The sequence below is a fragment of the Novosphingobium umbonatum genome (assembly GCF_004005905.1).
GTDB lineage: Bacteria > Pseudomonadota > Alphaproteobacteria > Sphingomonadales > Sphingomonadaceae > Novosphingobium > Novosphingobium umbonatum.
On the sequence record NZ_SACO01000008.1, the window covers coordinates 41,623 to 60,557 of the forward strand.

An 18,935-nucleotide genomic window follows, 5' to 3' on the forward strand; every position below is an offset into this window, starting at 1 on the left:
CGTTCCATCAAAACTCGACCGGACCGGCCAGCTCTTCCACCGTCCACGGCAGGCCATGCTGGTTGAGCATGTCCATGAAGGGATCGGGATCGAACTGCTCGATGTTGAACACGCCCGCGCCGCTCCACACATCCTGCATCACCAAAGCCGCGCCGATCATGGCCGGAACGCCGGTGGTATAGGACACCGCCTGATTGCCGGTTTCCTCATAGCAGGCTTCATGGTCGCAGATATTCTTGATGTAGAACGTCTTCTCGCCGCTACCATCCAGCGCTTCACCCGTGGCGATATCGCCGATATTGGTCTTGCCCTTGGTGGTGGCGCCCAAAGTGCTGGGCTCGGGCAGCACGGCTTTCAGGAACTGGAGCGGGATGATTTCCACGCCATTATAGATCACCGGATCAATGCGGGTCATGCCCACATTCTGCAACACGGTCAGATGCTTGATGTACTCATCACCAAAGGTCATCCAGAAACGGCCACGCTCCAGCTCGGGGATGAACTTGGCGAGGCTTTCCAGCTCCTCGTGATACATCATATACATGTTCTTGGGGCCAACCTGTTCGAAATCGAACGTGACCTTCTTGGCCATGGGCGGGGTTTCCACGAACTGGCCATTTTCCCAGTGGCGCGCGGGCGCGGTCACTTCGCGGATGTTGATTTCGGGGTTGAAATTGGTGGCAAAGGCCTGACCATGGTCGCCGCCGTTGCAGTCCAGAATGTCGAGCTGGCGGATGGTCTTCAGCTTGTGCTTCTTCAGCCACATGGCGAAAACGCTGGTCACGCCGGGGTCGAACCCGCTGCCCAGCAGAGCCGTCAGACCAGCTTCCTTGAAGCGGTCCTGATAGGCCCATTGCCAGTGGTATTCAAACTTGGCCACATCCTTGGGCTCGTAATTGGCCGTGTCCATATAATGCGCGCCAGCGGCAAGGCAGGCGTCCATGATGGTCAGATCCTGATAGGGCAGCGCCAGATTGACCACCAGCTTGGGGCCGATCTGCTTGATCAGCGCGGTCAGGGCAGGAACATCCTCGGCATCGATGGCATAGGTCGCCACATTCACGCCCGTGCGTTCCTTCACGCTGGCGGCAATGGCGTCGCATTTGCTCTTGGTACGGCTTGCCAGATGGATGTCGGGAAAGATGGTGGCGTTCATCGCCATCTTGTGCACAGCAACCGAGCTGACGCCGCCAGCGCCAATCACCAGAACTTTGTTCAAGGCCTAAACTCCTTCAACCGGCCGCGCGCCACTAGCCTTGGCGCAGCCTGAAACCAAAAGTGCCCTATAGAGCCGGATTGTGACAGCACAACAGGCAAGGTGGGCAGGATGGTGTCGCCAAAGCGTCACCGATGCGTCACGCAGGCGCAACAGGGCTGGTTTAGCAATCCCGTCCCAGATGCCGCAGGTTTGGCGGCAGGGGATCATGACAAGATGGCAACAGCGGCCAATATCATCGAACATGCCGTTCTACGCGAAGCTGCCCAGCCCAAGGAACGCCTGCTGGACAAGGCTTTCGCTCTGGCCTTTCGCGGGCTGGTCTATGCCCAGATCTGGGAGGATCCGGTGGTGGATATGGCCGCGCTGGACATCCAGCCCGACAGCCGCATCGTCACCATCGCCAGCGGTTCATGCAACGCGCTGTCCTATCTGACCGCCAATCCGGCGCAGATTACGGCGGTCGATCTCAACACCGCCCATATCGCCCTGGGCAAGCTGAAATATGCCGCCTTCCGCCATCTGCCCGATTATGACGTGCTGCGCCGCTTCTTTGTCGAGGCCGACAGCAAGGCCAATATCGCCGCCTATCACCAATATCTGGCCCCGCATCTGGACGAAACTACCCGCCGCTATTGGGAAGGGCGCGATCTGGTCGGGCGCAAAAGGATCGGTGGCTTTGCCAGCGGCATTTATAAACGCGGATTGCTGGGCAATTTCATCGGCATGGCCCATCGCATCGCGCGGCTCTATGGCGTGGACCTGCGCGTGCTGCTGGAGGCGCGCAGCATAGAGGAGCAGCGCGAAATCTTCGACGCCAGAATCGCGCCCGTATTCGACAAAGCCTTCATCCGCTGGCTGACCAACCAGCCCGCCAGCCTGTTCGGCCTTGGCATTCCCCCTGCCCAATTCGACGCCTTGGCCGGCGATCAACGCATGGCGCATGTTCTGCGCGCAAGGCTGGAAAAGCTGGCCTGCGACTTTTCGGTGCAGGACAATTATTTCGCATGGCAGGCCTTCAACCGCGGCTATGACAAAGGGCCCGATGCCCCTCTGCCCCCCTATCTCCAGCGCGAGAATTACGCGGCGGTGAGGGAGCGGATCGACCGCATCGAATGGCGCCACGTCAATTTCACGCACCATCTGGCCGCCCAACCCGATGCCAGCCTCGACCGTTATATCCTGCTCGACGCGCAGGACTGGATGGATGATACGCAGCTAACCGAGCTATGGAACCAGATCACCCGCACCGCCCGCAACGGCGCGCGCGTGCTGTTCCGCACGGCGGCGGAGGAAACGCTGCTGCCCGGCCGTGTGCCCGATGCCATCCTGTCCCGCTGGGATTACAATGAGGACGAGGCCCGCGCCCTGATCCGCGCCGACCGCTCCTCCATCTATGGCGGCCTCCACCTCTATCGTTTAAAAGGCTGATCTCCATGGCCCCTTCCATGCCGCTTATTGCTCCGGAAGACACCAGCATCGCCCATGGCGAATTGATGGATGGCGTCTATCGCTGGCAACGCCATATCTATGACGCCACGCGCAAATATTTCCTGTTTGGCCGCGACCGGCTGATCGGGCAATTGCAGGTGCCCTATGGCGGGGCGGTGCTGGAAATCGGCTGTGGCACGGGGCGCAATCTGGCGCTGATCGGGCGGCGCTGGCCCAAGGCGCAATTGCACGGGCTGGATATTTCCGCGCTGATGCTGGAATCGGCGCAAAGCCGTTTGGGCATTCGCGCGCAATTGGCGGTGGGCGATGCCTGCGGTTTTGATGCGGAAGCGCTGTTTGGCCGCACCAGTTTTGATCGGGTGGTTATCTCTTTCGCGCTATCGATGATCCCCGACTGGCAGGCAGCCCTGCGCCAAGGCGCCAGCATGCTGGCGGCGGGGGGCGAATTGCATATCGTAGACTTCGGCCCTGCCCATGGCCTGCCCGCCCCCTTGCGCGGTTTGCTCAAGGCATGGCTGCGCCATTTCCATGTCACGCCAAGGCTGGATCTGGTGGAGGTAGCGCGCGACAGTCTGGGCGCCACCGCCCAAGTAGAGGTCGAGGACGGCCCGCTCGGCTATTACCGCCGTCTGGTGATCCGCCGCCCTCGCTAAACCTTTAATCGCGCGTGAAATAGCTGGCCAGTTCCACATGGGTGCTCCAGCGGAACTGGCCCACCGGCCGCAATTCCACCAGACGATAACCGCCCGCCACCAAAGTGGCCGCGTCCCGCGCCCAGCTTGACGGGTTGCAACTGATATAGACCACGTGCTTGACTGTGCTGGCCGCCACGCGCCCCACCTGATCGCGCGCACCGGCACGCGGCGGATCGAGCACCACCCCGCCGAAACGGTTCAACTCATCAGGCAGCAAAGGGTTGCGGAACAGGTCGCGGTGGATGCTATGCACCACCAGCCCGCTGCGCGCCGCGGCCGATTTGCAAGCCAGATGCGCCGCCTGATCGGCCTCTGCCGCCAACACTTTCGCGCCCGCCTTGGCCAGACCATAGGCAAAAGTGCCAAGGCCGGAGAACAGATCGGCCACCGGCGACACGCCTTTCAGCCATTCCACCGCCGCGCCCACCAGCGCCTGCTCGCCATCGAGCGTGGCCTGAAGAAAGGCGCCGGGCGGCAAAGGCACCGAAACGCCCGACAGGTTGACGCTGACGCCATCCGGCTCCCACAGGCTTTCCGGCCCAAAGCCTTGGTCCAGCGAAAGGCGCGCGAGCTTGTTGTCACGGGCGAAGTCCAGCATGGCCTCGGTCTGTTGCAGACCTTCAACGGTCAGCCCCTTGATCGAGACATCCACGCCCTGCTCGGCCAAAGTCAGGTCGATCTCCACCGCCAAACGCCCATCGCGGCGCGACAGCATCCGGCGCAAAGGCCCCAGCAGAGCGGCCAGTTCGGGCACCAGCACGGGGCATTCCTGCAAATCGACCAGCTTGTGCGAACCGGCCTCGCGGAAACCGATCGCCACCGCTCCGCCCACGCGCTGCGCATGGAGACTGGCACGGCGGCGCGATGCGGCGGGGGAGAGATGGGCAGGCGTGACCTTACCCGCTTCCACGCCCTGCCCCGAGGCGGCATAGCTGACCCGCTCAAACACGAAATCGCCCAAAGCGGCATCATCCACATGCTGCAACTGGCATCCGCCGCATTGGCCGTAATGGCGGCAGGCAGGCGCGGCATAATGGGCCCCACGGCGCAGGCTGCCATCGGCCAGCAGCACATCACCGGGTGCCGCGCCAGCCACAAAACCGCCGCTGGCCGTCACGCCATCGCCCTTGGCAGCAAGGCGGATGATCGTCTCTTCGCTCACATATCTCTCCTGTCAGAGGCAGGCGCGATAGGCGCTGGGAATGGATTTGACCAGTTCACCCGCAGAAAAAGGCGCTGGCGTGATACGCGCGGCCTCGCCATGCAGCCATACGCCCTGGCAAGCGGCGTCAAATGGGGTTGCGCCACTGGCCAGCCTGCTGGCAATCGCGCCCGCCAGAACATCGCCCGTGCCCGCCGTGGATAGCCAGCTCGACGCACGCGGCGCCAAGGCCCAGCGACCATCCGGCGCGGCGACCACGGTGTCCGGCCCCTTGGCCACAATCACCATGCCGCTGGCCTGCGCCAAGGCGCGGGCGCGGGTGATCTTGTCCTCGCCACCGGAACCAAAAATCTGCTCCATCGCCGCCAATTCGCCTTCATGCGGCGTGGCAATCGTGGCACGCATCCCCTTGGTCAGCAAATGCAAAGCATCGGCATCCAGCACCAAAGGCTTGCCCGCCTCCACCGCCTGAGCCAGAGCGAAGAAACCTTGCGCATCGCGGCCCAACCCCGGCCCGACCAGCAGGGCCGACAGGCGCGGGTCGCTATAATCCGGCGCGGCGCAGACCAGATCGGGCGGAGTATGTACCGGCGTATGGGCAAACAGCTTCACGTATCCAGCCCCAGCCCCTTGCGCCGAGGTCGCCGCCAGAATGGCCGCGCCGCTCATCGCCCCCGCCACCACGCCCAACATCCCACGGCGATATTTATGCGCATCCGGCGCGGGGGCGGAAAATTCGGGCCGCGCAATCCATCGGCCAGCCCCCTCCACCGCCGCGCAGCCAATCTCCACCAAACGCATGGCACCCATTGCCGCGCAGGCGGGCATCAATCCATGGGCGGGTTTCCACGCACCCAAGGCGATGGTGAGATGATAATCGGGCAAGCCATCATTCCATGCCGCGCCCGTATCGCTGGAAATCCCGCTCGGCACATCCAGCGCAATGCGATAGGCATGGCGCGCGGCCAGCCCATGCAAAAGGGCCAGATCGCTTTCGCCCAGCCCGCGCGTCAGCCCCGTGCCATAAAGGCAGTCGACCAGAACATCGCCAGAGGCGGCCTCAACAACCGCGCCGCGAAATCCCGCCTTGGCCACCTGCGCCGCGGCGCTGCGGGGAGCCGCCGCTTCCACCACAGCCACCTGCCCGCCACGCTGGCGCAAGGTTTCAGCGATGATCCAGCCATCGCCACCATTGTTGCCCGGTCCGCATAGCACGGTCACGCGCCTTTGCGCCCCCGCCATGCGCCACACCCAATCCGCCGCGCCCTGCCCTGCCCGCTGCATCAGCGCTTCCACGCTGACGCCAGCGGCGATCAGGGCATCTTCGGCCCCGCGCATCTGCGCGGTGGACAGGATCTGGCCAGCAGGGCTCATTTCAGCTGGGTGACATCCCGCACCGCGCCCTTGGCGGCGCTGGTGGTCATCGCGGCATAGGCCTTCAACGCCGCCGAAACCTTGCGCGGGCGGTCCTTAGCCGGCTTCCAGCCCTTGGCTTCCTGCGCCACGCGGCGTTCGGCCAGCACCTCGTCCGACACGGCCAGATTGATCGTGCGACCGGGGATGTCGATCTCGATAATGTCGCCGGTTTCCACCAGACCAATCGCCCCGCCTTCCGCCGCTTCGGGCGAGGCATGACCGATCGACAGGCCCGACGTACCGCCCGAGAAGCGACCATCGGTGATCAGCGCGCAGGCCTTGCCCAGCCCCTTCGACTTCAAATAGCTGGTGGGATAGAGCATTTCCTGCATGCCCGGACCGCCGCGCGGCCCTTCATAGCGGATCACCACCACATCACCAGCGACCACCTGACCGGTCAGGATCGCCGTCACCGCCGCATCCTGACTTTCGTAAACCTTGGCTGGGCCGGTGAACTTCAGGATGCTTTCATCCACACCCGCCGTTTTCACAATGCAGCCTTCCAGCGCGATATTGCCGAACAGCACCGCCAGACCGCCATCCTTGCTGAAAGCATGTTCGCAGCTGCGGATCACGCCATTTTCGCGGTCGGTATCCAGCGATTCCCAACGGCGGCTCTGGCTGAAAGCGGTCTGGGTCGGTACGCCACCGGGGGCGGCGCGGAAGAATTCCTGCACCGCCGGATCATTGGTGCGGCCAATATCCCACTGGTCAATCGCGGCACGCAAAGTCGGCGCATGCACCGTGGGCAGATCGCCATGCAACAGGCCACCACGCTCCAATTCGCCAAGGATCGACATGATGCCGCCCGCGCGATGCACATCTTCCATATGCACGTCATTCTTGGCCGGAGCCACCTTCGACAGGCAGGGCACACGGCGCGACAAGCGATCAATATCGGCCATGGTGAAATCGACGCCCGCTTCCTGAGCAGCCGCCAACAGATGCAGCACGGTGTTGGTCGAACCGCCCATGGCAATATCGAGGCTCATGGCATTTTCAAACGCCTCGAACGTGGCGATGGAGCGCGGCAGCACGCTGGCATCATCCTGCTCATAGTAACGCTTGCACAATTCCACCACCAAGCGGCCCGCGCGCAGGAACAATTCCTTGCGGTCGCTATGCGTGGCCAGAGTCGAACCATTGCCCGGCAGCGAAAGGCCCAGCGCCTCGGTCAGGCAGTTCATCGAATTGGCGGTGAACATGCCGCTGCACGACCCGCAGGTGGGGCAGGCCGAACGCTCGATGCTCTGCACTTCCTCGTCGGTATAGCTTTCATCGGCGGCGGCAACCATGGCGTCCACCAGATCCAGCGCGGTTTCCTTGCCACGCAGAACCACCTTGCCCGCTTCCATCGGACCGCCCGACACGAAAACCACGGGGATGTTGAGACGCATGGCGGCCATCAACATACCGGGCGTGATCTTGTCGCAGTTTGAAATGCAGACCATGGCATCGGCGCAATGGCCGTTGACCATATATTCCACGCTATCGGCAATCAGATCGCGCGAAGGCAGCGAATAGAGCATGCCATCATGGCCCATGGCGATGCCGTCATCGATGGCGATGGTGTTGAATTCCTTGGCCACGCCACCGGCAGCCTCGATCTCGCGGGCCACCATCTGGCCCAAGTCCTTCAAATGGACATGGCCCGGCACGAACTGGGTAAAGCTGTTAACCACCGCAATGATCGGCTTGCCGAAATCGCTGTCCTTCATCCCCGTGGCGCGCCACAGGCCACGTGCGCCCGCCATATTGCGGCCGTGGGTGGAGGTGCGTGAACGATAGGCAGGCATGATCGGTCCTTCCGGCAAGACTCAAAGGGGCAAACGGATGGGGCGCCTCTACTATCGGGCGCGGCAAGTGGCAAATGCAAAATTACGTTTGCGGCATATCCAGCGCAATCTTGTTACAAAGGCGCGCCAATCTTTCGGCCCATTGCGCCTGTCCCTCGGCGTCGGCAATCAGGTCCTGCCGAATCTCCACCCCCAGATAGGGGCGACCATCGGCCTCGGCATGGCGGTTCATGGTGGCGTTCAGGATCTTGCCCGAATAGGGCTGCTGATCCCCCACCACCAAGCCTTCGGCCTCCAGCAAGGGAATGGCGATGCGCGCCGCGCGGTCATCCTCGTTATAGAGGATGCCAATATGCCAAGGTCGCTGCTCGTCGCTGGTGGCAAGGCATGGGGTAAAACTATGCAGCGAGAGGATGAGCGCGGGCGGCACATCGTCCAGCAATTGCGACAAGGCCGCGTGATAGGGGCGGAAAAATCGGGCATAACGCGCCTCGAACCCGTCAGCATCCAGCGCATTGCCGGGGATATTATGCCCGTCGCTCACCAGCGGGATAATGCTGGTCTGGCCTTCCTCGCGGTTGAAATCGCAGACAAGGCGGCTGACATTGCCGCAAAAGGCCGCGATCCCTGCGCGCCGGGCCATGATTTCGGCAATCGCGCCCACGCCAATGTCCACGGCAATATGCTGGTTAAGCAAAACCGGATCGATGCCCAGATCGATGCCTTCGGGCACGCGGTTGCTGGCATGGTCGGAAATGATCTGGATGCCGCCAAAGCGGGGCGTGCCGATCAGGCGATAGGCTTCATGTTCGGGCGCGATCATCGCAGGGCTCCTGCCAATTGCCACCAGTCGGGGTGCTTGGCCTCGATGTAAGCCTTGGCCGCATCGCGCTGCGCCTTGCTGTCATACAGCGCAAAACAGGTGGCCCCGCTGCCCGACATGCGCGACAGCCATGCGCCCGTCTGCCCCAGCGCGGCCAGCACATCGCCCACCTGCGGACAGATCGACAAGGCGGGCATTTCCAGATCATTGCGGCCATATAGCGCAATCTCTCGCGCGCTACCCTCGGGCATAGCGCCGCGATCCACCCTGTCCCACGCCTTAAACACCGGTCCGGTCGGCAAAGGCACACGCGGATTGACCAGCAGCACGGGACAGCCAGCCAGATCATCAGGCGCCGCGCTTAACTCGGTTCCCGTGCCGCGCCCGACCATCGCCACACTTTCCACGCAAGCGGGCACATCCGCGCCCAATTTGGACGCCAGCGCATGCCAATGATCGGGCAAGCCATAGGTGCGACCGATCAGTCGAAACACCGCCCCCACATCGGCCGAACCACCGCCCAAGCCCGCCGCCACCGGCAAAACCTTGTCCAGCGACACCAGCCAGCCATGACGGCGCGGCAGCAAGGCCAGCGCGTCGAGCACCAGATTGCCATCTTCCTCCGCCAGCAAGGGCGCGAATTCCCCGCTCAAACGCAAACTATCGCGGTCGGCAGGGGTGACCTGCAACCGGTCGCCCGCATCCACAAAGGCGAACAAGGTCTCCAGCTCGTGATAGCCATCATCACGGCGGCGACGGACATGCAGAGCGAGGTTGATCTTGGCGTAAGCCGTTTCGGTGAGAGGCTGAAACATGCCAGCAGCCATGGCGCGAGCGGCGGCGGGAAACAAGAGGGAGGCTGCCGAAAACTTGGGCGCCGCTGACCAAAACGGCCCCTTGCCAAAAACGGCAACTACGCCCAAGACCGCCGACATGTCTGCCCATCCTGCATCCTTTCCTGCCGACAGCCTTGCCGCTGGCCTTGCCGCTGCGCTGGATTGGTGGCGCGATGCCGGGCTGGACTATGATTTTCAGGACGATCCGCGCGACTGGCTGCCGGTTGAGGAACCGGCGGGCGAGGTGCTGGAGCCGATCCACCCCGCGCTGGCCAAGCCTGTCGCCGCGCCCGAAGAGCAAAAGCCGCAAATGGGCGGCCCGCGCGAGGATTGGCCGCAATCGCTGGCCGATTTCACGCCATGGTGGATGGGCGAGCCCAGCCTTGACCAAGGCCTGACCCATGAACGCGTGCCACCCCGCGGGCCAGCTCATGCCAGACTGATGGTGCTGGTCGCCCATCCCGAAGCCGAGGATGCCGCAGCGGGCCTGTTGCTGGCCGGTGCGCAGGGCAAATTGCTGTCCAGCATGCTGCCCGTGCTGGGGCTGGCTGAGGACGAGGTCTATGTCGCCTCGGTTCTGCCGCGCACCATGCCCTCGCCCGATTGGGCCGGTTTGTTGGCGCAGGGTATCGGGCCAGTGCTGGCCCATCACATCGCTCTGGCCGCTCCCCAACGCCTTTTGGTGCTGGGGCAGAGCATTCTATCGCTTCTTGGCCACGAGCCAGCGCAAAAGACTGCCAAGTTGCGCCTATCTGTCGGACAAGGGCAGCCTGAGCAATTGATAGAGGCTTTGGCCTCTTATGATCTGGGCGTGATGCTGGAACATGCGTCGCGCAAACGCGGCCTGTGGCAGGCGTGGTTGGACTGGACCGCAAGGGTGTAGTCGCGGTCAGGCGGTAATTGATACAAGGGTGACGAATTGTTGACGGGGGTCTGTTTTTCAAAGCGAGCGCAAAAGCGCGTGCGGGTTGCGGCCTGTGCGCTGCTGACCATGGCAGCGCCCTTGCTGGCCCCTGGCGCGGCGAAGGCCAATTCCGCCGCCGCCGATTATTTCATCAGCCGTATCGGCCGCAGCCCTGTGCCCAAACTGCTGACCGAGGACGAGCGCAGCTATTACAAAGACCTGTTCGCCAGCATCAAGAGCCGCGATTGGGCCAAGGTGCAAAGCCTGTTGTCCAGCAAGGCCGATGGCCCGCTGCATAGTGTGGCGCTGGGCGAATATTATCTGGCCGCAGGCTCGCCCAAGGTGGACGGCGCGGCGCTGGCCACTTGGCTGGGTGCCAATGCCAGCCTGCCACAAGCCGAGCAATTGGCCGCGCTGGCCAGCAAGCGCGGGGTGACGGCCCTGCCCACCCTGCCCGCCGCCATGCCGATGCAGGCGCAGCCCAATGCCCCGCGCCGCACTCGCCCGCGCAGCAGCAGTGATGGCACCATGCCCGCCACCATCGCCGGCGGCATCTTGGACAAGATCAAGGCCGATGATGCCACCGGCGCCCGCGTTTTGCTGGACGGTATAGACGCCGCGCTCAGCCCCGAGGCTCGGGCCGAATGGCGGCAGAAAGTGGCATGGGCCTATTATATCGGCAATCAGGACGGCGAGGCTTTCGCGCTGGCCGCCTCTATCGGCGATGGCAGCGTGGCGATGGACGGGCCTTGGCTGGCCGAGGGCGCATGGGTGGCAGGGCTTGCCGCATGGCGTCTGGATGATTGCATGAATGCGGCCGAGGCTTTTGGCCGCACGGCGAAGCAATCGGCCAATAGCGAACTGACCGCCGCCGCCCTGTTCTGGCAATCGCGCGCCTTGGTGCGTTGCCGCCAGCCTGAAGCGGCCAGTGAGCCTTTGCGCGCGGCGGCGCGTCTGGATGAAACGCTCTATGGCATGATGGCGGTGGAGCAATTGGGACTGAAACTGCCCGCCACCCATGCCGCCCCGGACTTTACCGCGCAGGATTGGCAGGCCTTGCGCGAAACGCCCAATGTGCGCACTGCTGTCGCTCTGGCCGAAATTGGCGAGGATGCGCTGGCCGATGATGTGCTGCGCCATCAGGCAAGGCTGGGCGGGGCGCAGGCCTATCAACCACTCGCCCGTCTGGCGCGCGATCTGGGCCTGCCCGCCACGCAATTGTGGATGGCCTATAATGCTCCGGGCGGCGCGGCCCCTGCTCCGGCAAGTCGTTTCCCCACCCCCAAATGGACGCCCGCCACCGGATGGCAGGTCGATCCCGCTCTGGTGCTGGCCCATACGTTGCAGGAAAGCGCTTTCCGCGCCAATGCCGTGTCGGGCGCGGGCGCAAGGGGGCTGATGCAGATCATGCCCGCCGCCGCGCGCGACCATGCCGCCGCCCTGGGCGTATCAGGCAGCGTCAGCGATCTGACCCGCCCCGATGTCAACCTTGCTTTTGGCCAGCAGCATTTGCAGGCGTTGAAGAAATCCGCCTCTACCCAGGGTCTGCTACCCAAGGTGATGGCCGCCTATAATGCAGGGCCCCTGACGGTGGCGCGCTGGAACAGCACCGTGCGTGACAAGGGTGATCCGCTGCTCTGGATGGAATCGCTGCCTTATTGGGAGACGCGTGGCTATGTCGCCACGGTGCTGCGCAATTACTGGATGTACGAGCGGCAGGCGGGCGGCATTTCGGAAAGCCGCGTGGCGCTGGCGCAGGGCCAATGGCCCGGCTTCCCCGGACTGGATGGGGCACAGACCCAGCGTTCCATCCGCGTGGCCAGCAAAGACAGCTCCAACGGCAGCGGCTATTAAGCTGGCCATTGAACAAGGACATTCCCCATGGCCATTGACGAAACCCGCATTTTCAGACCCATCCGCATCGCGCTGCTCACCCTGTCCGACACGCGCACGCCCGAAACCGACACCAGCGGCGACATTCTGGCCGAGCGGATCACCGCCAAGGGCCACCATCTGGCCGCGCGCAAGATCCTGCGCGAAGACGTGCCAGCGCTGGTGGCGCAACTGGACGCGTGGATCGATGCGCCTGATATTGATTGCATCATTTCCACCGGCGGCACGGGCCTGACCGGCCGCGACGTTACGCCAGAGGCGCTGGAGCAATTGCTCGTCTCGCATTCGGGCAAGTTGATCCCCGGCTTTGGCGAAGTCTTCCGCTGGCTCTCGCTCAAAACCATCGGCACCAGCACGGTGCAATCGCGCGCCATGGCGATCATGGCGGGGGGCACCTATATCTTTGCCCTGCCCGGATCAAACGGCGCGGTGAAGGATGGTTGGGACGGCATCCTTGACGAACAATTGGACAGCCGCAACCGGCCCTGCAATTTCGTGGAACTGATGCCGCGCCTGAAAGAAGCCTAAAACAGATAGAGTGCGTCGATTTCCTCTACGCTCAATTCAATATTGAACAGATCGCCCAGCACGCGGCGCCAGTCCGCCGCGCTGGGCAATTCCATGACATCGGCCCGCCCGCCACTATACATCGATAGTCTGCGCCCGTTGAGCGCGGCAAAGCCGCCGTTGGGCAGCACGATGGAAGCGATATGCGCACTGGTAAAACGGGTGTTGGGTTTGGCACTGGTCCAGTGGTTGGACATTTCCAGATCCACCGGCATCACCGGCGCCAGATCGAAACTATATTGCCGCTGCCAATTGGTATGCGGCTGTGCACGGCCATCGGTCGCCCCCACCGGCCCCGCCCGTTCCAGCACCCATTCGCCGGTCGATTCCATCACCCGACTCAACCGATGTTGCGCACCATCGGCGGTTTGCGCAATGGCCCCGTCCGCCAAACGCATCACCGGCACATAGGACCCGCCAAAGCCCGCATCGGCAATCCACACGGCCCCGTCCAGTTCCACCAGACGCAAAGTATGGGTACGCGGTGGCACTACACCTTCAGGGACATTGAGCCAGACCCGGCCCAGTAGCGGGCGGTTGGGAAAGCCCAACTCCTCCAGCGCCGCACCGAACAGCGCATTATGTTCAAAACAATAGCCACCCCGCATCCGCTCGACCAGCTTGGCATGAATCGCGGGAAGTTCCACAGAAATGCCCCGCCCCAGCATCACGTCCATATTTTCAAAGCCGATGGCCATACGATGGGCCAATTGGATTTGTTCAAGAACCTCCAAAGTAACAGCCTTGGGCAGTGGCAATGCAATGCGCTCAAGATAGGCAGCCAGAAAATCGCTGATCATGAATGGCTTTCACATGGGCGGAAGTGCTTCCCCCCCTCTTAATGGTTAATCGCAAGGCTTGCTAGCGCCTTGCGCATTCGTTCCTTTTATGTTCTATGTCCATTATGGTCAATCTCCCCAAACGCGGCCGTGGGGCTGTCACGGCGCAACTCTCCACCCGCTTTGCCCTGCCCGCGCGTGAGGAGGATGGCGACTGGCTGGATATGGCCGAAACGCTCGACGGCCCCGCGCCCAAATTGCGCACCACCGTTACCGAGGAAGCGGCGCGTTCGATCCTGTCGCGCAACAACTCGCCCGATATTCCGTTCGACCGCTCGATCAACGCTTACCGTGGCTGCGAACATGGGTGTATCTATTGCTATGCTAGGCCAACCCATGCCTATCTCGACCTGTCGCCGGGGCTGGATTTTGAAAGCAAGCTCTTCGCCAAGCCCGAGGCGGCGAAATTGTTGCGCAAGACACTAGCGCGCAAGGGCTACACCCCCGCCCCCATCGCCATGGGCACCAACACCGACCCCTATCAACCGATTGAAAGCCAATACCGCCTGACGCGGCAGATCCTCGAACTCTGCCTTGAAACCGGCCATCCGGTGACCATCACCACCAAATCCGACCGCATATTGCAGGACACAGACCTGTTGGCCGCGCTGGCCGCCCGCAAGTTAACGGCGGTGGCGATTTCGGTCACCAGTCTGGATCCGGCCCTGTCGCGCAAGCTGGAACCGCGCGCTGCCAGTCCGGCCAAGCGTCTGGCGGCCGTTCGGCAATTGAGCGCGGCGGGCGTACCAGTGTGGGTGAATGTATCCCCCATCATTCCGGCCATCACCGAGGAATGGATCGAGCGCATTCTGGAAGCGGCCGCCGAGCATGGGGCGCAAGGCGCCAGTTGGATCATGCTGCGCCTGCCGCATGAGGTGGCGCCTCTGTTCCGCGAATGGCTGGAGGTGCATTTCCCCGACAGAGCGGAGAAGGTGATGCATCTGGTGCAATCCATGCGCGGGGGAAAAGACAATAGCAGCGATTTTTTCACCCGCATGAAGCCGCAGGGCGTCTGGGCCGATCTGGTCCGCGCGCGTTTCAACAAGGCCCGCGCAAGGGTGGGACTGAACAACCAAGGGCCGGAGCTGGATTGCAGCCAATTCGTGGCCCCCGACCGGCATGGGCAATTGGCGCTGTTCTAAACCGACAGCCAGCGCGCCTGCATCGCGCCATTTTCAAGATAGGCCCCCACACGCACATGGCCTTCGACGCGCAGCCAGAGCATGTCCAAGCGGTTCAACGCTACTCGCGCCGCGCCGAAATGTGCCCGCGCCGGTGCATCCCGCGCATCAGGCTTTGCAGGAGCTAATGGAGGGGAGGAAAGCTCCTCCCCTGGCGCATCGGCCACGGCATAGCAGGCGCGGCTCATGGGCTGGCTGGCCGTCCATGCCGCATCGCCCAAGGCATCATCGCCATGTAAGCGCACATGGCCCCAAAGCCGCAATTGCATCCGCCCTGCGGCGTCATAGCCATGCAGGCAAATCTGATCATGCGCTGCCATCTGCGCCCATTTCGGGCTACGCCGGTCCAGATTGAAGCCCAACTCCCAAGCCTGAGCATCAAAATGCCGCAAGGTAACCGAGCGCGCCTCTGGCCAGCCATCCGCCGAGAGCGAGGCCAAGGTCATCACCCGCCAGGGGCTCCGCCGCCTTGCCACGCCATCGGCCAGCATGGCCTGCCCGATGGGCAGCCAGCCTTGCGGATCATCCAGCGCCAGCGCCTGCTTCGCCGCCTCGATCACGCCACCAGACGCAAATGCGCCCCCGAACGCGTCGGCTTGAGGGAAACCTGCGCTACGCCATCCAACCCGGCAATCACTTCGGCCAGATCCCCGTCCAGCATGAAATCGCGGCCCAGACGCAGGCGCGGCTCACGCTCTCCGCCGGTTTTCAGCACGACCTCCACGCTGCCCATGCCGCCGCGCGGCAGGATGGTGGCCAATTCGCCAAAGACCTCGGGCCGCGACACTTCCATACTCAGCGTCATCTTGGCCACGGCTTTGACTTCCGACAGATGCTGCGCCCCGCGAATGGTCACGCGCGGCGGTTCCTCCGCGCTGGGGCTGTCCAGTTCCACGGTCAGTAGCACGCAGGCCCCTTCCCGCGCCCAATTGACGAAGGAATCGACCAGACCTTCTTCGAAACAGGAGGCCGAGAAATTGCCCGACTGGTCGGAAAAATCGGCCATAATGAAGTCCTTGCCGCGCTTGGTCTTGCGCTTCTGCACATTCTCCACCATCGCCGCCATCACAGCGCTGGTGCGGCCCGCCACGCCGCCCGCCATCAGGCTGCCATAGCTGCGCGCACCATTGGCGCTGGCGACAGCGCGCCATTGCTCCACCGGATGGGCGGCAAAGTAAAAGCCGAAATTCTCGCGCTCCTTGGCCATTTGATCCGCGCGGGACCAAGGCGCCACCTCGTTCAGCCGGATATTGCCTGCGCCCGCCTCATCCCCGCCAAACAGGCCATGCTGGCCACTGGTGCGGGTGCGCTCGGCCTCGTCAGCCACGGCCAGCAGCATATCGGCATTGGCCAATACCTTGGCGCGGTTAGGCTCCAGCGCGTCAAACGCGCCGCTGGCGGCCAGGCCTTCCAGCATGCGGCGGTTGAGGGACCCTGCAGGCACCCGCCCGAACAGATCGGCCAGATCCTTGAACAGGCCATTGGCCTGCCTTTCGGCCACAACTTGCTCCATCGCCTTTTCGCCCACATTGCGGATGCCCGCCAAGGCATAGCGCACCTGATGGCCGTGGTCGGTCTGTTCGACCATGAACTCCGCCTCGGAATGGTTGAGGCAGGGACCGGCAATCTCGAAACCATTGCGGCGCATGTCGTCGACAAACACCGCCAGCTTTTCCGACTGATGCATATCGAAACACATGGCGGCCGCGTAAAACTCATGCGGGTAATGGGTTTTCATCCATGCGGTTTGATAGGCGAGCAACGCATAGGCCGCGGCGTGGGATTTGTTGAAACCATAGCCAGCGAATTTGTCGATCAAGTCGAACAGTTCATTGGCTTTGGCGGGGGGGATATCCGACAGCCGCCCGCAGCCTTCCACAAAGCGCAGGCGCTGGGCGTCCATTTCGGCCTGCACCTTTTTACCCATCGCGCGGCGCAGCAAGTCTGCATCGCCCAGCGAGTAACCGGCAAGGATCTGCGCGGCCTGCATCACCTGTTCCTGATAAACGAAAATCCCGTAGGTTTCCGCCAGAATGCCGCTCAGCTTTTCATGGGGATATTCAATGCTCTCCAACCCGTTCTTGCGACGGCCAAACAAGGGAATATTGTCCATCGGGCCGGGGCGATAAAGCGAGACGAGCGCGATAATATCCCCGAAATTGGTGGGCTTCACCGCCGCCAGCGTGCGCCGCATGCCTTCGGATTCCAGCTGGAACACGCCCACCGTATCGCCGCGCTTCAGCAATTCATAAACCTGCGCATCATCCCAAGGCAGGGTGGACAGATCAATGCTGATCCCCCGCCGCCCCAGCAGATCCACCGCCTTGCGCAGGATGGAGAGCGTTTTAAGGCCCAGAAAGTCGAATTTGATGAGGCCAGTGTCCTCGACATATTTCATGTCGAATTGCGTCACCGGCATGTCCGAACGCGGATCGCGATAGAGCGGCACCAGTTGCGCCAACGGCCTGTCACCGATCACCACACCGGCGGCATGGGTGGAAGAGTTGCGCGGCATCCCCTCCAATTGCACCGCCAGATCGATCAAGCGCTTTACTTCAGGATCATTGGTATATTCGCGGTGCAGTTCCGGCACGCCATTGAGCGCGCGATCGAGCGTCCAAGGGTCGGTGGGATGGTTGGGCACCATCTTGGTCAAGCGGTCGACCTGACCATAGGACATTTGCAAAATACGGCCCGTGTCGCGCAGCACCGCGCGGGCTTTCAGCTTACCGAAAGTGATGATCTGCGCCACATGGTCCGCGCCATATTTGGCCTGCACATAGCGAATCACCTCGCCGCGCCGCGTTTCGCAAAAGTCGATGTCGAAGTCGGGCATCGACACGCGTTCGGGGTTGAGGAAACGTTCGAACAGCAGGCCCAGTTTGAGCGGATCAAGATCGGTAATGGTAAGCGCCCATGCTACCAGCGAGCCAGCCCCCGAACCGCGCCCCGGCCCCACCGGAATGTCATTCTGCTTGGCCCATTGGATAAAGTCGGCCACGATCAGGAAGTAGCCGGCAAAGCCCATGCGGTTGATAATGGCGGTCTCGAAATCAAGCCGGTCGGCATATTCGATAAAGCTGGCATCAACCCCCAGAGGTGCCAAGGCCTCATAGGCGGCTGCACGCTCTTCGGCAGGCTTGGCCAAGGCCGCGTCCAAGGTCGCCTCGTCCACGCCGGGCCAATAGGGGGCAAGCCGTTTGGCCAGACCTGCGCGGGCATGGTCGACCATCATGCGCGCCTCGCCTTCCTTGTCACCGGCAAGGCTGGGCAGCAGGGGCTTGCGCTTGGGCGGGATGTAGGCGCAGCGCTGCGCCACCACCAAAGTGTTGGCCAAAGCCTCGGGCAGATCGGCGAACAATTGCTCCATCACCGGCGCGGGTTTCACCCAATGCTGCGGGTTGGAACGGGCACGTTCGGGCGCATCGACATGGGTGCTGGCCGCGATGCACAGCATGGCGTCATGCGCGACGCAATCCTTGGCATCGGCAAAATGGGCGGGGTTGGTCGCCACCAAAGGCAGATCGCGCGCATAGGCCAGATCGATCAGCGCCTCCTCGCTGCCTTCTTCCGACGGATCATCGGTGCGGGCGATTTCGATATAGAGCCGGTTGCCGAACAGATCCTGCAAATGGTCGGCATAAAGCTCGGCGGCTTCAACCTGCCCTTGCGCCAACAGGCGGGCCAAGGCCCCTTCCCCCGCGCCGGTCAGACAGATCAGCCCTTCGGTATGGCCTTCCAGATCGGACAGGCGCACATGGGGTTCAAATTCCAGCGGGCGCTCTAGATGCGCCTTACTGACCAGATGGCAGAGGTTGAGCCAACCCTTTTCATTTTGCGCCAACAGGGCCAGCGCATCGATCTGCGGGGCGGAGGGCAAGCCGCCCTGCTGCCCGCCTGCGTTGCGCGCCACGGACAACAAAGTGCCCACGATCGGCTGCACCCCCACATCCTTGCACGCGCTGGAAAAGGCTGGCGCACAATAGAGCCCGTTGCGATCCACCACCGCAATCGCGGGAAAGCCCTGTTTTTTGGCCAGTTTGGCCATGGCCTTGGGATCTATCGCACCATCCAGCATCGTATAGCTGGAGAAAACACGCAAAGGGACGAAGGGGGAGAAATCAGCCATAGGGAAGGACTAGGGCGCGCGAGGGG

Annotated in this window: 15 protein-coding genes; 6 read left to right on the forward strand and 9 right to left on the reverse strand. The window is 62.8% G+C overall.

Features of this window, described 5'->3' with window-relative positions:
• Window positions 1-7: 7 nt before the first annotated feature.
• Window positions 8-1,219: a saccharopine dehydrogenase family protein gene (locus EOE18_RS11565; protein ID WP_127709660.1), complete on the reverse strand. Its 1,212-nt coding sequence runs from the start codon at window positions 1,217-1,219 to the stop codon at window positions 8-10.
• 213 nt (window positions 1,220-1,432) lie between these two features.
• Here EOE18_RS11565 and EOE18_RS11570 point away from each other — a divergent pair, with 213 nt between their 5' ends.
• Entirely contained in the window at window positions 1,433-2,647 is a 1,215-nt protein-coding gene (locus tag EOE18_RS11570; RefSeq protein WP_127709662.1) for a BtaA family protein, read from the forward strand.
• 17 nt (window positions 2,648-2,664) lie between these two features.
• On the forward strand, window positions 2,665-3,321 hold the full coding sequence (locus tag EOE18_RS11575; protein ID WP_246027410.1) for a class I SAM-dependent methyltransferase: 657 nt from the start codon (window positions 2,665-2,667) through the stop codon (window positions 3,319-3,321).
• Window positions 3,322-3,325: 4 nt separating this feature from the next.
• Here EOE18_RS11575 and EOE18_RS11580 read toward each other — a convergent pair whose 3' ends face one another.
• The 5 genes from EOE18_RS11580 to EOE18_RS11600 all read right to left on the reverse strand — a co-directional run bounded on the left by EOE18_RS11580 (window position 3,326) and on the right by EOE18_RS11600 (window position 9,375).
• Window positions 3,326-4,525 (reverse strand): class I SAM-dependent RNA methyltransferase, encoded by a 1,200-nt coding sequence (locus EOE18_RS11580; RefSeq protein ID WP_127709664.1) that lies wholly within the window; start codon window positions 4,523-4,525, stop codon window positions 3,326-3,328.
• A gap of 12 nt (window positions 4,526-4,537) precedes the next feature.
• Entirely contained in the window at window positions 4,538-5,899 is a 1,362-nt protein-coding gene (locus EOE18_RS11585; protein WP_127709666.1) for an NAD(P)H-hydrate dehydratase, read from the reverse strand.
• The gene (ilvD, locus tag EOE18_RS11590; protein ID WP_127709668.1) at window positions 5,896-7,737 is read right to left on the reverse strand and encodes a dihydroxy-acid dehydratase; all 1,842 of its coding nucleotides are present in this window, start codon (window positions 7,735-7,737) and stop codon (window positions 5,896-5,898) included. The genes EOE18_RS11585 and ilvD overlap by 4 nt, the downstream gene beginning before the upstream one ends.
• A gap of 82 nt (window positions 7,738-7,819) precedes the next feature.
• On the reverse strand, window positions 7,820-8,560 hold the full coding sequence (locus tag EOE18_RS11595; protein WP_127709670.1) for an N-formylglutamate amidohydrolase: 741 nt from the start codon (window positions 8,558-8,560) through the stop codon (window positions 7,820-7,822).
• A complete protein-coding gene (locus EOE18_RS11600) occupies window positions 8,557-9,375 on the reverse strand; it encodes a 4-(cytidine 5'-diphospho)-2-C-methyl-D-erythritol kinase (RefSeq protein ID WP_246027411.1) in 819 nt (272 codons plus the stop codon). The genes EOE18_RS11595 and EOE18_RS11600 overlap by 4 nt, the downstream gene beginning before the upstream one ends.
• 118 nt (window positions 9,376-9,493) lie before the next feature.
• Here EOE18_RS11600 and EOE18_RS11605 point away from each other — a divergent pair, with 118 nt between their 5' ends.
• The 3 genes from EOE18_RS11605 (at window position 9,494) to moaB (ending at window position 12,721) form a co-directional block, all read left to right on the forward strand.
• Window positions 9,494-10,279 (forward strand): uracil-DNA glycosylase family protein, encoded by a 786-nt coding sequence (locus tag EOE18_RS11605; RefSeq protein ID WP_164852738.1) that lies wholly within the window; start codon window positions 9,494-9,496, stop codon window positions 10,277-10,279.
• Between the two features lie 108 nt (window positions 10,280-10,387).
• The gene (locus EOE18_RS11610; protein ID WP_127709818.1) at window positions 10,388-12,154 is read left to right on the forward strand and encodes a lytic transglycosylase domain-containing protein; all 1,767 of its coding nucleotides are present in this window, start codon (window positions 10,388-10,390) and stop codon (window positions 12,152-12,154) included.
• A gap of 27 nt (window positions 12,155-12,181) precedes the next feature.
• Complete coding sequence (gene moaB / locus EOE18_RS11615; RefSeq protein ID WP_127709676.1) at window positions 12,182-12,721, forward strand: molybdenum cofactor biosynthesis protein B; 540 nt, start codon at window positions 12,182-12,184, stop codon at window positions 12,719-12,721.
• Here the strand turns inward: moaB and EOE18_RS11620 are convergent.
• On the reverse strand, window positions 12,718-13,560 hold the full coding sequence (locus tag EOE18_RS11620; RefSeq protein WP_181953049.1) for an arylamine N-acetyltransferase family protein: 843 nt from the start codon (window positions 13,558-13,560) through the stop codon (window positions 12,718-12,720). The genes moaB and EOE18_RS11620 overlap by 4 nt on opposite strands.
• A 95-nt stretch (window positions 13,561-13,655) precedes the next feature.
• Here EOE18_RS11620 and EOE18_RS11625 point away from each other — a divergent pair, with 95 nt between their 5' ends.
• A complete protein-coding gene (locus EOE18_RS11625) occupies window positions 13,656-14,741 on the forward strand; it encodes a PA0069 family radical SAM protein (RefSeq protein ID WP_425464292.1) in 1,086 nt (361 codons plus the stop codon).
• Here the strand turns inward: EOE18_RS11625 and EOE18_RS11630 are convergent.
• Window positions 14,738-15,340, reverse strand: a complete 603-nt coding sequence (locus EOE18_RS11630; RefSeq protein ID WP_127709678.1) for a pyridoxamine 5'-phosphate oxidase family protein — start codon at window positions 15,338-15,340, stop codon at window positions 14,738-14,740. The two genes, EOE18_RS11625 and EOE18_RS11630, sit on opposite strands and share 4 nt — an antisense overlap.
• Complete coding sequence (gene dnaE / locus EOE18_RS11635) at window positions 15,337-18,909, reverse strand: DNA polymerase III subunit alpha (RefSeq protein ID WP_127709680.1); 3,573 nt, start codon at window positions 18,907-18,909, stop codon at window positions 15,337-15,339. The genes EOE18_RS11630 and dnaE overlap by 4 nt, the downstream gene beginning before the upstream one ends.
• Window positions 18,910-18,935 lie beyond the last annotated feature (26 nt).

Bases quoted from the DNA above. Each gene is read 5' to 3' on its own strand.
- EOE18_RS11570 (WP_127709662.1), top strand. From the start codon at position 1,433: ATGGCAACAGCGGCCAATATCATCGAACATGCCGTTCTACGCGAAGCT.
- EOE18_RS11575 (WP_246027410.1), top strand. From the start codon at position 2,665: ATGCCGCTTATTGCTCCGGAAGACACCAGCATCGCCCATGGCGAATTG.
- EOE18_RS11585 (WP_127709666.1), bottom strand. From the start codon at position 5,899: ATGAGCCCTGCTGGCCAGATCCTGTCCACCGCGCAGATGCGCGGGGCC.
- ilvD (WP_127709668.1), bottom strand. From the start codon at position 7,737: ATGCCTGCCTATCGTTCACGCACCTCCACCCACGGCCGCAATATGGCG.
- EOE18_RS11595 (WP_127709670.1), bottom strand. From the start codon at position 8,560: ATGATCGCGCCCGAACATGAAGCCTATCGCCTGATCGGCACGCCCCGC.
- EOE18_RS11600 (WP_246027411.1), bottom strand. From the start codon at position 9,375: ATGTTTCAGCCTCTCACCGAAACGGCTTACGCCAAGATCAACCTCGCT.
- EOE18_RS11605 (WP_164852738.1), top strand. From the start codon at position 9,494: ATGTCTGCCCATCCTGCATCCTTTCCTGCCGACAGCCTTGCCGCTGGC.
- EOE18_RS11610 (WP_127709818.1), top strand. From the start codon at position 10,388: ATGGCAGCGCCCTTGCTGGCCCCTGGCGCGGCGAAGGCCAATTCCGCC.
- moaB (WP_127709676.1), top strand. From the start codon at position 12,182: ATGGCCATTGACGAAACCCGCATTTTCAGACCCATCCGCATCGCGCTG.
- EOE18_RS11620 (WP_181953049.1), bottom strand. From the start codon at position 13,560: ATGATCAGCGATTTTCTGGCTGCCTATCTTGAGCGCATTGCATTGCCA.
- EOE18_RS11625 (WP_425464292.1), top strand. From the start codon at position 13,656: ATGTCCATTATGGTCAATCTCCCCAAACGCGGCCGTGGGGCTGTCACG.
- dnaE (WP_127709680.1), bottom strand. From the start codon at position 18,909: ATGGCTGATTTCTCCCCCTTCGTCCCTTTGCGTGTTTTCTCCAGCTAT.